The organism is Aeromonas encheleia (assembly GCF_900637545.1).
Lineage (GTDB): Bacteria > Pseudomonadota > Gammaproteobacteria > Enterobacterales > Aeromonadaceae > Aeromonas > Aeromonas encheleia.
In genome coordinates, this window is record NZ_LR134376.1 from 506,974 (window position 1) to 519,365 (window position 12,392).

Annotated in this window: 16 protein-coding genes; 3 read left to right on the top strand and 13 right to left on the bottom strand. The window is 61.6% G+C overall.

Going from position 1 to position 12,392, the window contains the following annotated elements; translation table 11 throughout:
• The first annotated feature begins 307 nt into the window (after nucleotides 1-307).
• The gene (locus EL255_RS02340; protein ID WP_042652011.1) at nucleotides 308-520 is read left to right on the top strand and encodes a hypothetical protein; all 213 of its coding nucleotides are present in this window, start codon (nucleotides 308-310) and stop codon (nucleotides 518-520) included.
• Between the two features lie 113 nt (nucleotides 521-633).
• Here the strand turns inward: EL255_RS02340 and EL255_RS02345 are convergent, their stop codons facing one another.
• The 9 genes from EL255_RS02345 to atcJ form a co-directional block, all read right to left on the bottom strand.
• Nucleotides 634-1,431: a CPBP family intramembrane glutamic endopeptidase gene (locus tag EL255_RS02345; protein WP_084228252.1), complete on the bottom strand. Its 798-nt coding sequence runs from the start codon at nucleotides 1,429-1,431 to the stop codon at nucleotides 634-636.
• A 505-nt stretch (nucleotides 1,432-1,936) separates the two neighbouring features.
• Nucleotides 1,937-2,311 (bottom strand): hypothetical protein, encoded by a 375-nt coding sequence (locus EL255_RS02350; protein WP_042652012.1) that lies wholly within the window; start codon nucleotides 2,309-2,311, stop codon nucleotides 1,937-1,939.
• Nucleotides 2,312-2,391: 80 nt separating this feature from the next.
• The gene (locus tag EL255_RS02355) at nucleotides 2,392-2,643 is read right to left on the bottom strand and encodes a hypothetical protein (protein ID WP_042652013.1); all 252 of its coding nucleotides are present in this window, start codon (nucleotides 2,641-2,643) and stop codon (nucleotides 2,392-2,394) included.
• A 228-nt stretch (nucleotides 2,644-2,871) separates the two neighbouring features.
• Complete coding sequence (locus EL255_RS02360; RefSeq protein ID WP_042652014.1) at nucleotides 2,872-3,252, bottom strand: VOC family protein; 381 nt, start codon at nucleotides 3,250-3,252, stop codon at nucleotides 2,872-2,874.
• Nucleotides 3,253-3,427: 175 nt separating this feature from the next.
• The gene (locus EL255_RS02365; RefSeq protein WP_042652015.1) at nucleotides 3,428-3,643 is read right to left on the bottom strand and encodes a YMGG-like glycine zipper-containing protein; all 216 of its coding nucleotides are present in this window, start codon (nucleotides 3,641-3,643) and stop codon (nucleotides 3,428-3,430) included.
• A 548-nt stretch (nucleotides 3,644-4,191) separates the two neighbouring features.
• Entirely contained in the window at nucleotides 4,192-5,097 is a 906-nt protein-coding gene (gene atcC / locus EL255_RS02370) for a cold adaptation protein AtcC (protein ID WP_042652016.1), read from the bottom strand.
• Between the two features lie 10 nt (nucleotides 5,098-5,107).
• Nucleotides 5,108-5,869, bottom strand: coding sequence for a cold adaptation protein AtcB (gene atcB, locus EL255_RS02375; protein ID WP_042652017.1), 762 nt, complete (start codon nucleotides 5,867-5,869; stop codon nucleotides 5,108-5,110).
• Between the two features lie 13 nt (nucleotides 5,870-5,882).
• Nucleotides 5,883-6,413: a cold adaptation protein AtcA gene (gene atcA, locus EL255_RS02380; protein WP_042652018.1), complete on the bottom strand. Its 531-nt coding sequence runs from the start codon at nucleotides 6,411-6,413 to the stop codon at nucleotides 5,883-5,885.
• Between the two features lie 23 nt (nucleotides 6,414-6,436).
• Complete coding sequence (gene atcJ / locus EL255_RS02385; protein ID WP_042652019.1) at nucleotides 6,437-6,721, bottom strand: cold adaptation protein ActJcold adaptation protein ActJ; 285 nt, start codon at nucleotides 6,719-6,721, stop codon at nucleotides 6,437-6,439.
• A gap of 321 nt (nucleotides 6,722-7,042) precedes the next feature.
• On the opposite strand from atcJ, the gene EL255_RS02390 reads away from it, so the two are divergent.
• Nucleotides 7,043-7,456 carry an EF-hand domain-containing protein gene (locus EL255_RS02390; protein ID WP_042652020.1) on the top strand — a complete coding sequence of 138 codons (414 nt, stop codon included), beginning with the start codon at nucleotides 7,043-7,045 and terminating at the stop codon, nucleotides 7,454-7,456.
• 79 nt (nucleotides 7,457-7,535) lie between these two features.
• Here the strand turns inward: EL255_RS02390 and EL255_RS02395 are convergent, their stop codons facing one another.
• Genes EL255_RS02395 through EL255_RS02410 form a run of 4 tightly spaced genes read right to left on the bottom strand, consistent with a single transcriptional unit; the run spans nucleotide 7,536 to nucleotide 11,294 of the window.
• Entirely contained in the window at nucleotides 7,536-8,057 is a 522-nt protein-coding gene (locus EL255_RS02395) for a protein disulfide oxidoreductase (protein ID WP_042652021.1), read from the bottom strand.
• A 3-nt stretch (nucleotides 8,058-8,060) separates the two neighbouring features.
• Entirely contained in the window at nucleotides 8,061-8,804 is a 744-nt protein-coding gene (locus EL255_RS02400) for a DsbA family protein (RefSeq protein ID WP_042652022.1), read from the bottom strand.
• Nucleotides 8,801-10,864, bottom strand: a complete 2,064-nt coding sequence (locus EL255_RS02405; RefSeq protein ID WP_042652023.1) for a protein-disulfide reductase DsbD family protein — start codon at nucleotides 10,862-10,864, stop codon at nucleotides 8,801-8,803. The genes EL255_RS02400 and EL255_RS02405 overlap by 4 nt, the downstream gene beginning before the upstream one ends.
• A gap of 52 nt (nucleotides 10,865-10,916) precedes the next feature.
• On the bottom strand, nucleotides 10,917-11,294 hold the full coding sequence (locus EL255_RS02410; protein WP_042652024.1) for a hypothetical protein: 378 nt from the start codon (nucleotides 11,292-11,294) through the stop codon (nucleotides 10,917-10,919).
• A 175-nt stretch (nucleotides 11,295-11,469) separates the two neighbouring features.
• Here EL255_RS02410 and EL255_RS02415 point away from each other — a divergent pair, with 175 nt between their 5' ends.
• Nucleotides 11,470-12,198, top strand: a complete 729-nt coding sequence (locus EL255_RS02415) for a 1-acylglycerol-3-phosphate O-acyltransferase (protein WP_042652025.1) — start codon at nucleotides 11,470-11,472, stop codon at nucleotides 12,196-12,198.
• Nucleotides 12,199-12,392: the final 194 nt, after the last annotated feature.

Here is a 12,392-nt window from a genome sequence, read left to right on the forward strand (position 1 = left end):
CCCTAAAAAATGGGAACACCCACCTTTGTGATAATGACTATGACTGTACTTAGCTTGAGGAGTCTCCGTCGAGGAGGAAAACCATGAGCATTGCCCGTTCACATCGAATCAGTCTGCAGGACCGTAGGTTTGATTAACGCAGCGTAATCAGACGTTCGCGAAAGTCGGCTGCCGGTCTCCTACTGGCAACCCCTCTTCTTTCCTTCTTTGCCAATTGCCACAGGTCAAGGATTTGGCCGATTAGGCCCCGCAAGTCGCACTTGCTCGCTAACATTGAAGGGAGCAGCACAGTGCCAGGAGGCCAAACATGGAAACGGAGAAAGCCATAGGGCTTATCGAGGCTCACGGGGTTTTTCACGGGGATCACTACAGCTTCAACAGCGACGAGTTCGTGCAGTGGTGTCGGGAGGAGACTCACCAGCCCCTCAGCCTGGAGCAGGCCAATCATGAACTTGCCCCCTTCTGCATCCGGGTCGGCTACGCAGAGCCGATCAGGTTGTGGCGTTACTATCTCACCTGATGCTCACGAAGCGGGCAAAGGCGAGGCAAGGGCCTCGCCTTTTATATGCGCTGGGTAATGGCGAAAGGAGCCAGCAAGGCTCCTTTCTTGTGATCATGCCCCAGCCTGTTGTTTTATATGCCGGCATGGCCACCCAGAAAGACCACCATGATGGTAAACAGCAGCCAATCATTGATGATGTGTGCGCCGGTCGATACCCAGATATTTTTGGTGATGATGTAGCCGCTTAACAGCACGATGCGAGCAGTCCCGATAACCAGAAAACATTGCAGGAAATTCCAGCCATAAGTGGGCAGGTGCAATGCACCGAAGATGAGTGCGGTACAGAGCCAGGCCGCAAGCAGCGCCCGCTTGCGAGTCATGTTGAGTCTTTCGTGACAGAACCAGAGGACAGCAAGAAAAGGCAATATGGAGACCACCTCCTCGCCGAAGAGCTGAGGCGCCGTTTTTAAATAAAAGAGGATACGGGACGTATTGGAGGCCTCTGCCAGCATGTTGCTCACAGGATTGCCATTCATCTGGAAAACATGCTGCAGCAATAAGGCAACGATAACGGACACCAGGATATTGGCGCCAGCAATCACCAGCATCAAGACGAGATCCCGCAGCCCAGGCTTTCTAAAGAGTGCCCGCCATACTGGACCCGCCACCATGGCGAGCACGACCAGGGGGATGACAGGGAAAAGAATGGCGGATACAAAGCCACCCACCGTGGTCTTATAAAGCGCCATGGGGGCCGTCAGCACGGCGAAGCCCAGCGCCACGCCAAGCAGGATCAACACCCAGCCACGGGTGGATAATGCATGAGGCTCTTGGCGATAAAAAGGGAAGTCCCCGGCACTCTTTCGCTCGAGGCCATAGTAATCACCGTCATTCAATGTCGTTATGGCCACAGATTGATATTCGCTCATGGTGATGCTCGATATTTAATTCGTTTGTCAGGGGGCAACTGCACATCAGATGATATGGCTAGTCGGTCACTCTCACACCTTTATTTAAACTTTAACAATCAAGGTTGTAACAAAGGGAATGAGAGCCAGTAGCCTGTGCATTCCCTGCATACAGTTAGCTATAAAGTATTTATTTTTCTTCATCGAAAACATGCTTATATCACCAAGAGAGTCGGATGCTCAATTGATGTCCACCCTTATAATTTGTAATAAAATGTTTTCTGTCACTTTTTAATACAACCCGGCCCATTTAGTAACAACTGGGTGGTTGCCACCCAAGATTCAACTTCTTGCTCTGTGTCGGTTGTTCCCGCAGCGATGGCCTCATCCCCGGCCTTTTTCCCCTTTCCATGCAAAGAATGGGAGAAGGGCGTAAAGACAGCGCCTGCGGAGCAGGATCCGACGTGGCGTTGCGATAGTGGAAAGCGGGTTTATTCCCTCTCCCTTTGGCAGAGGGGGTTGAGTCTTAGTTATTGAAATTCCAAGCGATGGGCAGCTCGACGTCGAAGATCAGCAGATTGTCTTGCAGGGTAAAGGGCACGCTGAGCTGGTGCCGCTCGTATTCGTCGACGATCAGGCAGCCCTCGAAGAAGTTGGATTCGTAACTGAGGTGGGCCAGACCCTGAGTGCCGTTCTGGTCGAGTTCGATGCCCAGCACTTGCGGCGGGTGCTCCTGGCTCAGATTGACCCCGGGATTTCCCTCATCCACCAGCCGCTCCAGCAGGGGGAAGAAGTCCCGCCTGTGGGCCTCTATCGCCCGGGCGATCGCCTGCTCCAGCTCGGCCTGAGTGGCAAAGGGGCCGGCGAGCCGGTACTGGGTCTGGATCCTTTCCTGGGTCATGCTCTTCTCCTTGGCTCTTCCCCTGCCATCAGTATCGGCGCAGGGCTGTCTGATCGACCGTTCGTGGACAGCTGGCAATATCAGGCGGGGATCCGGCCATTGCGCACCAGCGCCCGGCGGATGTTCTTGCACATCTTGCCAAAACTATAGAGCTCGTCGAAGGTGGGCGGGATGCCGCGATCGATCTGATATTGCCAATAGGACAGATCTGTATCCACCAGCTCCATCAGCTTCTTGGGGCAGCCGATGCACGTATTGTCCGGCCCGCATCTGAAGGTATCTGGCTGATAGAGCGGGAATTCCTGCTTCACGGCATCGATGATCTGCTGCATCGCGGTGATCCTGTCGGGTTTTCTGCTCATGCCTTGCTCCCCTGCTACTGGTATGGGGGAGTCATTATATCCCTGACAAGTTGTAGGCCAATGATGCTAACGAGGTAGGGCGCCTGATCGGCGCGGGGTCATCAATCCTGTGCGAACAGAATTGGCCTAGGGCAATGGCGGCCGAGCACGCCTCGTGCGGCCTGATGCTCTGCTAGCGGCGATGTGGGGTGCCGGGCCTTATATGGGCTTGCCCGAGGCGTGGCTGGAGAAGACACTGATCAGGTGGCCGGCGGGCTCGCGCAGGGTAAAGACCTCGTGGCCGATGGCGGGGCGCGCCTCGATCGGCGAGGGCGCCAACCCCAGGGCGCTCAGGCGGCGGTGGGTCTCGTGCAGATCGTCGACCATCAGATCGAACGGGGCCTCGCCCGCCAGGACCCGATCTCGTCGCATCAGGAGCAGGTGGGTGCCGCCGCGCATCTCGTAGACGCTGACCTCAGGCCCGTCGAAGATGGGCCTCATGCCGAGCTGGCGCATGAAGCGGGCGGACTCCTTCATCCGGTCGGTCTGCAACATCACATGGGCCACGCCAACCGGCGGTCTTTGCTCATCCTGCGCCATCTGCACGCCTCCTGAAACAGCCTGTGGGCCCAAGCCCGTCTTCCCCCATCCCAAGCCAGATTATGGGGCAGCAAGCCGCGGATAGGACAACGCCCGGTCAGGCCGGGCGTTGGATCACATGGATGGGGGCGGGCGGCGCCAGCACTGAGCTGGCTCACTCGCCGCGATGCGGTGCCTATTTCTTGATCTCATGGCCAATCACGCCACCGACCACGGCCCCGCCAACGGTGCCGGCCGCACTGCCGCCGGTCAGCACGGCGCCACCGACGGCCCCTATACCGGCCCCGACAGCGGTGCTCTTGCCCTGTTGCGACATGCCGGAACAAGCTGCCAGGCCAAACAGCATGACCATGGTCACGGCGCCTTTAGCTAAACGATGGATCTTCTTCATGGGGTTACCTCTTGATACTGATCAATACGTTAGGGTGTCCCGATCAGGCGGTTACCGAGCCTGAGCCCGACGCGCAAGCCGGATGATGGTTGCTCAACGGCGGATCCGGCGGGCATATGGAGCGATGGGGCAAGATGTCTGATATGGGTCGGGTGCTCTGCCAGGCGTTTGGTCGTTATGGCGACCATCTTCCCCCACCCCCCGCAAGCGCGTCTGTACGCTAGCGCCTATAGGGTGACCTTTCTTTTGCCACTGCCGCTCATCGGCGCTTGCCGCAGTGACCGCTTGCGGCGGCACATAACCCCATCAACTGAGCCCTGCAGACCCTCGGTGTTGGCGACCCTGCTGGAGTGATATACGTTGCGCCGGCGGTTCCGGTTCATTTTACCTCCGGCATTTATGGGGCCGGATGGCTGGCCTGCCCCTTCCCCGACCCTGCTCTCGCGAGGAGAGAAGAGGGCAAGGCGCCGCGGCCTGCACTCGCCAGCGATGACAACGCCCGGCGGGGCCGGGCGTTGGGGTACGACGAAGGGAGGCAGCGCCTGCCATCAGAAGTCGTGGTAGAGCGGCCAGCCGAGCAGGGGGTGCTTGAGACCGGCGCGCATCTCGACGTTGTCGAGCTTCTCCGGCGAGGCATTGGCATGTTGCAGCAGCTGGTACTGGCGCACGAAGCCCAGGGTATGCAGCAGGTTGGGCACGAAGCCGGGGCTCAGCTCCTGGCGCAGACCGGCCACGAGATCCCCCGGCAGCTCGGCCAGCATCAGCTCGAGCTGGGCGGCCAGATAGTCGGTGTCGTACCAGGCCTCTTGCAGCACTAGGTCCCGCCCCAGGCGGCGCTTGAGATCCTGCTTGACCCTGAGCTGGGCGGCGCCGCTGCCCTGGCCGCAGAGGATGCGGTAGAGCAGCGCCTCGGCCAGCTTGTCCTCCATGGTGGGATGGTCGCTCTCATAGGCGAAGAAGTGTTGCTCCAGCAGACCCAGCAGGCGGGTCTTGTTGTGCTCCACCAGCGCCTTCTCGTACTCCTGCCAGCCCTGCCACTCCTCCACATCCGGCGGGCTGGAGATCTTGTCCAGCAGGCGGGCATCCACCTCGCCGTAGAGGCTCTTGCCGCCGGGCTGCTTGGGGCTGACCGAGATCAGCATGGACCAGCCCTTCTGGAACGGCTTGACCGGGCCTTCCGGCGCCTGCAGCAGGGCCAGCGCCTTGGCGCGATCCTGCTGTGACAGCTCCTGCAGCCCCAGGCTGACCACCCCGATCACGTCGTGGGCGGCCTGCTCCAGCAGGTGCATCTTGTACTTGTTGTAGTACTTGTCGGCGAACTTCAGGCTCATCAGCACCGCCTTGCCCTTGATGGCGGCCAGTTGCTGCTCGCTCAGCCGTTCGTTGTCGCGACCAAAGCGCAGTACCTGGGTCAGGAAGGGGCCCTGATTGCTCTCGCGGATCACTAGTTGCATGGTGCGGGCCTCAATCCAGGAAGCTGAACATGTCGTCGACGTCTTTGTATTCGTCCTCGACCTGGTTCTTCTCTTTGGCCTGCATCACCAGCTCGGCGGCAAACTTGTTGATGATGCCATCCCAGCTGCTGTTCTCGCTGCGCAGCAGCGCCTTGATGGCTTGCTCCACCCCGGGCGCCAGGGTACGGATCAACATCAACAGGCTGCGGGGATCGTCCAGCGCATAGTCGTGGGCATCCTCGCTCAGCTGGCGATCGCTGTAGGCGAGCGCCTCTTCGAGATCTTCCTCTTCGGCGTGCAGCTGGTCCTGATAGCCCTCCTCGTCGTCAAAGCGCTCACCGCGATAGAACTCGATGAAGGGGATGGCGAGGTAGAACAGGCCGGCCGGATCCTCGGCGATGCACTCCAGGATCTCGGCCTGCTTGGCTTCGTTGTCCTGGGTGCGGATCAGGTAGTTGAGGAAGTCGAAGGTGTGCTGTTGCAGCTCATCGGCGTTGTGCTTGATCGCCTCTTCCCAGTAGAGCGGCTGCTGGCAGACGATGTCGCGGATCCGCTCCGGGGTCATCAGCTCGGAGATGATCGACGGGAAGGACATGTCGTGCTGGCCGTTGATCTGGGTCAGGGTAACGATATCAATATTTTCAATGACTTCGACCAACTGCTCGTCGGACATCGTCATGGCGATCAGCTCGAACTTCTCGCTGGCCTGCTTCGGCTCGATCACGGCCAGCTCTTTGATCTCGATGGCGGTAATTTCAATCAGACTATTCATGCTTTACCCCAAGTTAGAAACGCACTTCGTCGTACATGTCCTGATCGTCTTCCTCGCCCTCTCCGCCGTGATAGTCGGCGTCGGCGTCTTCTCCATCATCCTCCTCCTCATCGCGCAGCTCATAGTCGTCATCGGCATGGCGGCCACCGCGTGGCTGCGGGTTGTCCAGCAGATAGAGCACGGCGCAGGCTTCGATGAGCTTTTCTTCGCTCAGGGCGCGCACCGCCTTGACCAGCGGCAGGTCGGCATTGTTGAACGCCACCGACACCTTGAATTCGTCCCAGGAGGGCTGGACGCTGCCGCCGAGCCACTTTGCCCAGGCCTGCTTGGCCTGGGGCGGGAACTGTACCCGGCCATAGAGGGCGAGCGGCAGATATTCAGGCATAAATTCCAGCATGCTGGTGTCGGCCAGCAGCAGGGCCTTCATCTTGCCGGTGAACTGCTCCAGCGCCTTGGGCTGGTCGAGATCCCGATAGGATTCGATGTTCTCGCTTGCATCCTGCATCAGCGCCTTGATCCGCGCCTGGTCCCATTTTGTTTGCATAGTGGCTCTTCTTGCTTAGCGCATCAGGGGTAGAACTGGTCCCACATCTCCTGCATGGCAGAAGCGGGATCGGTCACGATGACGTTGTTGAAATCCTTGATGAAGGCAGCCCGTGCCTTGGGGTCGTTGAGCACCTCGTAGGCCTGTTTCACCTGGTGCAGCTTGATGGCTGCCTGCTCTCGCTCTTCATCCGTCGCCCCGAGCAGCTTGTCGGGATGGTACTGGTTAGACAGCCGTCGATAGGCTTTCTTGATCTCATTTTCGTTGGCGTTGGACTTGACGCCCAGCACCCGAAAGTAGTTGTTCATGGCAGATCCTGCATCACTGGCATCGTCGGAGTCACACCGTGGGCGCCTGGGGCTCGCAAAACCAGGCACGGCAAAAACCCGTCATTTTACCGGAAACAGGCCGCCGCCGCCATGAATAGGAAGCGAACTGGCAACGAACAGGCGGATGGCGCCCGGCGCCGCTGGCGATCGGCATCGGGGCTACACTGGGGGAGGGCCGCCGGGAACTCTTTTGCCGTCGCGTTGCCCAAACCGGGGATGGGGTGTCCGGCTGATCCGGCACCTTGCTCGATATTCATCAGGGCTCGGCGAGGCCGGGGCCAGCAAGAGGAATACATTGCCATGTTCAAACCCTATCTTCTCTCCCTCGCGCTTTTGAGTGGTCTCAGCGTCGCCGCCGATGAGCCGCCTGGCGAGCCACTCATCAAGGGGGATATCAGCAAGGCCCAGTTTATGGAGAAAGCCGAGCAGCGCTTCGCCCGGCAGGATCAGAATGGTGACGGCGTGCTCTCGATTGCCGAGAAGGAGGCCGCCATGGCGAAGATGCATGAGGCGATGAAGCTGGCCGGCAAGAGCGCGCCGGAGAAGATGGCCAACATGAAGCCCAGGCAGGAGACGACCAAGGTGCAGTTCATGCAGCGCCAGGAGAAGATCTTCACCCACCTGGACAAGAATGCTGACGGCATGATCAGCGAGGCCGAACGGGCCGACGTCAGGGCCGGCCTGAAGCAGCGGGCCGAGCAGTCGATGCCCTAAGGATTGCGCCCCTTCGAGGTAAAAAAGAGCCCGGTAGAAATACCGGGCTCTTGTCATTCTGGCGGACGGGAATGACTCGCTAGCGTGACCAGTCGGCCCACAGCAGCCGCAGCTGCAGTCCCCAGCGGCTGCTCCAGCCGGTGGTGCTGCTCACCAGCTCGCCATCCTTGACGATGAGGAAGGTCGGGGTGACCCCGATCTTCCACTGGGCTGCGAGGCTGCCCTGCTCATCGTTATGGGTGGGGAAGCTCAGCCCCTTCCTGGTCATGCCCTGTCGCAACTGGGCGTCGCCGCCGGAGCGCAGTGCCACCGTCAGCACCTGCCCACCGTCTTGCCACAGCTGCTCCACCACCGGCGTGGTGAAGCGGCACACCCCACACCAGCTGGCCCAGTAGTAGACCAGCAGCGGTTTGTTCTGGCTCAGGGCGGCGAGGCTGGTGGTGCTGCCATCCTGCAGGGTGAGGGGGGCGCTCATGGCCCCGGCGGGCAGGGTCGGGCCGCGCCAGGAGTCCAGCAGGCTGGAGATGACCAGGCCCGCCAGCAGCAGCCAGATCGCCTCCTTGCCCCAGCGTTTCCAACGAGGCTGGATAATGGTCGCCATTCCTTAGCCCAGCTTGGCCAGTTCGGCCTTCACCAACTGTTCGAGCTGTTCATAGGGGAGCGCGCCCGGCACCAGCTGGTTGCCGATCAGGGTCGCCGGTGTGCCTTGCACCCCCAGCAAGGTGCCGATGCGCAGGCTATTGCGCAGCTCCTCGGTGGCCTTGCCTTCAGGTTTGAGCGCCACATTGCCGGTGGCCGCCAGCGCCTTGTTGATGTCCGCCTCGGTCAGCATGCCCTGCTTGCTCATCAGTTTGTCGTGGAGCGGCAGGAAGCGGGCCGGATCCTGTTGCCACAGGGTCAGGCTGTACTGGGCCGCCTTGGCGGAGGTCTGCCCCTTGAACGGCAACAGCTTGATCACCAGCCCCAGATCGTTCGGATAGGCCTTGAGCAGCTTGGCTATCTGCGGATCGAACTGTTTGCAGTAGGGGCAGTTGTAGTCGGTGAACAGCACCAGGGTCAGCTTGGGGTTCTTGGCACCGAGCCGCGGGCTGGTGGCACTGTTGAACAGCACGTCCTTGTTGCCCTTGATGAAGTTGCCGAGCTGGGCCTCCTGGGCCGCGGTGTTCTGCTTCTCCCAGGATTCGGCCGCCTCGTCGAGGATCTTCGGATTGGCCACCAGGGTCTCGCGGATCAGCTCCTTGATGCGGGCCTCCTGCTCCGGGGTGAAGGGGGCGGCGTGCAGAGCCGGGGCCAGCAGGCCGGCGGACAGGGAGGCAATCAGGGTCAGAGTGCGCAGGGTCGGTTTCATTTTTTCTCTCCTTCGAAATGGGGGGACTGGCCGTCGCCTTGGGATGAGGCGGCGCGGCGCAACAGGGTCAGCAGGTCGGCCTTGTCCAGCAGCGGGGAGAGTGTCTCTCCCGCTGGCAGGCCGGGGCCGTAGATCTGGTTGAAGGGGACGGCGGCGGCGTCGCGCTTGCGCAGGAAGGCGGCGATGGCGTCGTTGGGTCTGCTCCAGTCACCGCGCAGGGCCACCACATCGGGGGCCGAGAGGGCGTCTTGCACCTCATCGCGTAGCAACACATTGTATTTATTGGCCTTGCAGGTCACGCACCAGTCGGCGGTGACATCCACGAACACCCGTTTTTTGTCGGCCAGCGCCTGGCTGATGGCCTGCTCCGACAGGGGCTGCCAGGCCACCCTGTCGAGGCTGCCCGAGCCCTGGACGGTGAAGGCCCCGCCCAGCAGCCAGGCCCCGCCCACCAGGGCACTGAGCGACAGCGCCAGGGTGAAACCCCGGATGCCGTAGCGCCAGATGATGCCGGCTAGCAGCAGCAGCAACAGCGTCGCCATCAGCCAGCCGCTGGTGACGCCGCCCAGATGGTTGCCGAGCAGGCTGATCAGCCAGAGGCTGGAGCCCAGCATCAGCAGGCCGAGCAGGAGGCGCAGCCGGCTCATCCAGCGGCCCGGTTTCGGCAGCCAGAGCGCGAGGCGCGGCAGGGCCGCCACCAGCAGCCAGGGCAGGCTCATGCCGATGCCGAGCGCGGTGAAGATGAGCCACAGCTCGGCCAGCGGCGCCGCCAGGGCGAAGGCGACGGCGGTGCCGAGGAAAGGCGCCGAGCAGGGGGTGGCCAGCAGGGTGGCAAAGCTCCCCTGCAGGAAGTGACCCCCGAGACCATTGCCGCCGCTGGTGGCCAGCCGGGTGCTGAGGGTACTCGGCAGGCGGATCTCGAACAGCCCCAACAGGTTGGCGCAGAACAGCGCCGTCACCACCACCATGAAGCCGATGAAGCCGACACTCTGGAACTGGATGCCCCAGCCGACCGCCCCCTGGGTGGCCCGCAGCAGGCTGCTCATGGCCGCCAGCAGCCAGAAGGAGGCGAGGATGCCGGCGCTGGCGGCGAGGAACTGCTTGCGCACCTCGGTCTGCTGCCGGTGTTGCTGTTGCAACACAGAGCCGAGCTTGAGCGCTAGCACCGGCAGCACGCAGGGCATCAGGTTGAGAATGAGGCCGCCGAGCAGCGCCGCCCCCAGCAGCCAGAGCAGGGATTGGCGCTGGTCTGGCAGGCTGAGCGCCTCACCTATGGGGACTTCGGTCTGCCAGGCCTGTTCGTCGCTGGTGAGCAGCAGGCCGAGCCGATTGCCGCGAATGTCCGGCGCATCCCCCTGCCAGCCATCGCTGACCGGCACTCGGGCGATCAGGCGGGTGCCCTGCACCTCCAGCGCCGGCTTGCCAAACTCGGCCCCCTCCAGGGCGTCGATGAAGAGTGCCGGGTTTTGCCAACCCTCGGCGCGCTCTGCCAGCAGTTGCAGCTGGTTGTGCTGATAACCAAGGCTGACCCTGATGTCCGCCGGCAGCGGCTGGGGCAGGGTGCTCATCCCTTTGGCGTAGGCGAAGTCGAAGCCGGCGGGCACGGCACCGTCCGCGTCGAGCCGGAAGGGGTAGTCGGTCAGGATGCAGACGTTGCTGCAGGTGGAGAGGCGCAGGATCCCTTCGAGTGGCTGCTCTTTGGGGTAGCGCAGGCTGATGGGAAAGCTGACGCTTTTCTGATAGCCCTGGGTGCTGAGCCCGGCCACCTCGAAGTGCCGGGGCACGGGCCAGTGCCATTGGAGCTCGGTGACGGGTTTGTGCCACAGGATCTGGGGCGCTATGCCCCCTTCACCCGGGCTGTGCCAATAGGTCTTCCAGCCTGACTCGAGTTCGACCTCGAGCAGGATGCGGGTCTGTTGGGGATCGCTGCGGTCGGCTTGCAACCGCACCTTGGCGTGATCGTTCTGGGGGCTGGTGAGCCAGCCCGTGTCGCTGGCCAATCCCATGGATTGCCACAGCAAGCAGCCCAGTAACAGGGTTGCCTTGAGAAGGTTTGACATCGGTTTTATCTCGCAAAAAAATGAATGACGGCTAATCAACGAACAGCCGAACTCATTCCCGCCAGACACAGAGGGTGAGATGAAGACGCCGCTCGGGCGGCGAGATGACCCTGGGGGGAGGCAAGGGGGGCGTATAGCGCCAGAGCGGAGCCAGCAGGGCGATGACCAGGGCCACCGCGAAGAACAGCTGCTCGACGCAGAGCAGGCTGGCGGCACTCAGCCACTTGCCGTTGAGCTGGCAACTGCTCGGCTGCGGGCTGGCGGCGCGGGCGCTATCCTGATCGTCGGGACTACTCTGTTCGGGCAGCGCCTGGCAGCCGAGAGCCTGATCGAGCAGGGCCAGCCGGGCCAGCGGCTGGGCCGCACAGTTGAGCACCAGCAGGCAGACCAGCAGCAGGAGTCGTTTCGCCGCGCGTTGTTGCAACATCATGCTAGCCCCGTCCATCAAGATGGGCACATCCTAGCGGCCAATGGCGGGTGGGGCAAGTCGGGGGTCTGGTCGTGTGCCCATCCGCGGACAGGGGGAGGTCGGTTCTGTTTGGCGAACGCTTGTTCGCTAAAAGGGGGACCAGTATACTGCGCCGAGTTAACATCCGAGGTGTTCGATGCTCAAAATTGCCCGTGTGCTGCTGCTAACCCTGCTGCTCGTCTTCTGGTTTGTGTTTGGTCTGTTGCTCTGCCTGGTGCGTCCGCGCCACCCCAACAACGTCTATGTCTTCGCCCGCATGTACCACGCGGTCTGCCCGCTGATCGGGCTCAAGGTCAGGGTCATCGTCCCGGACGAGGTCAAGACGGTCGGCCCGGCAGTGTACGTCTGCAACCACCAGAGCAACTTCGACATCTTCACCGTGACCGGTGCCGTCATGCCCGGCGTGGTGGCGGTGGGCAAGAAGAGCCTGCTGTGGCTGCCGTTCTTCGGCCTCCTCTTCTGGCTCTCCGGCAACGTGCTGATCGACAGATCCAATCGCTCCCGTGCCATCGGCACCATAGGTCAGGTGGTGGATCGCATCAAGAATCACGGCACCTCCATCTGGATGTTCCCGGAGGGGACCCGCTCCAAGGGCCGCGGCCTGCTGCCGTTCAAGGCCGGCGCCTTCCACACCGCCGTGCAGGCCGAGGTGCCTGTGGTGCCCATCGTTTGCTCCAGCTACTTCGGTCAGGTCGATTTGAACCGCTGGGACAACGGCGAGGTCCTGCTGGAGATGCTGCCGCCCCTGTGCAGCAAGGAGCACGGCGCCGCCGGCATCCGCGATCTGTCAGATACCTGCCGGGCCCAGATGGAGGCCAAGCTGGTCGAGCTGGACAACCGGCTCGGCCATAGTCCGGCCGCCTGAGGTCGCGCGACGAGATAGGAAGGGAGCCGCTGGCTCCCTTTTTTGTTGGTTAAAATCACCACCATATTGGCTATTTTTACCAACTCAGGGTCCTTGGATTTCGACGGCTAATCTCCATCTCTATGTAAAACAACAATAAATCATATTGGCACGGCTCTTGTAATGTCATGGATAGAGATACCCATCCCATGAAC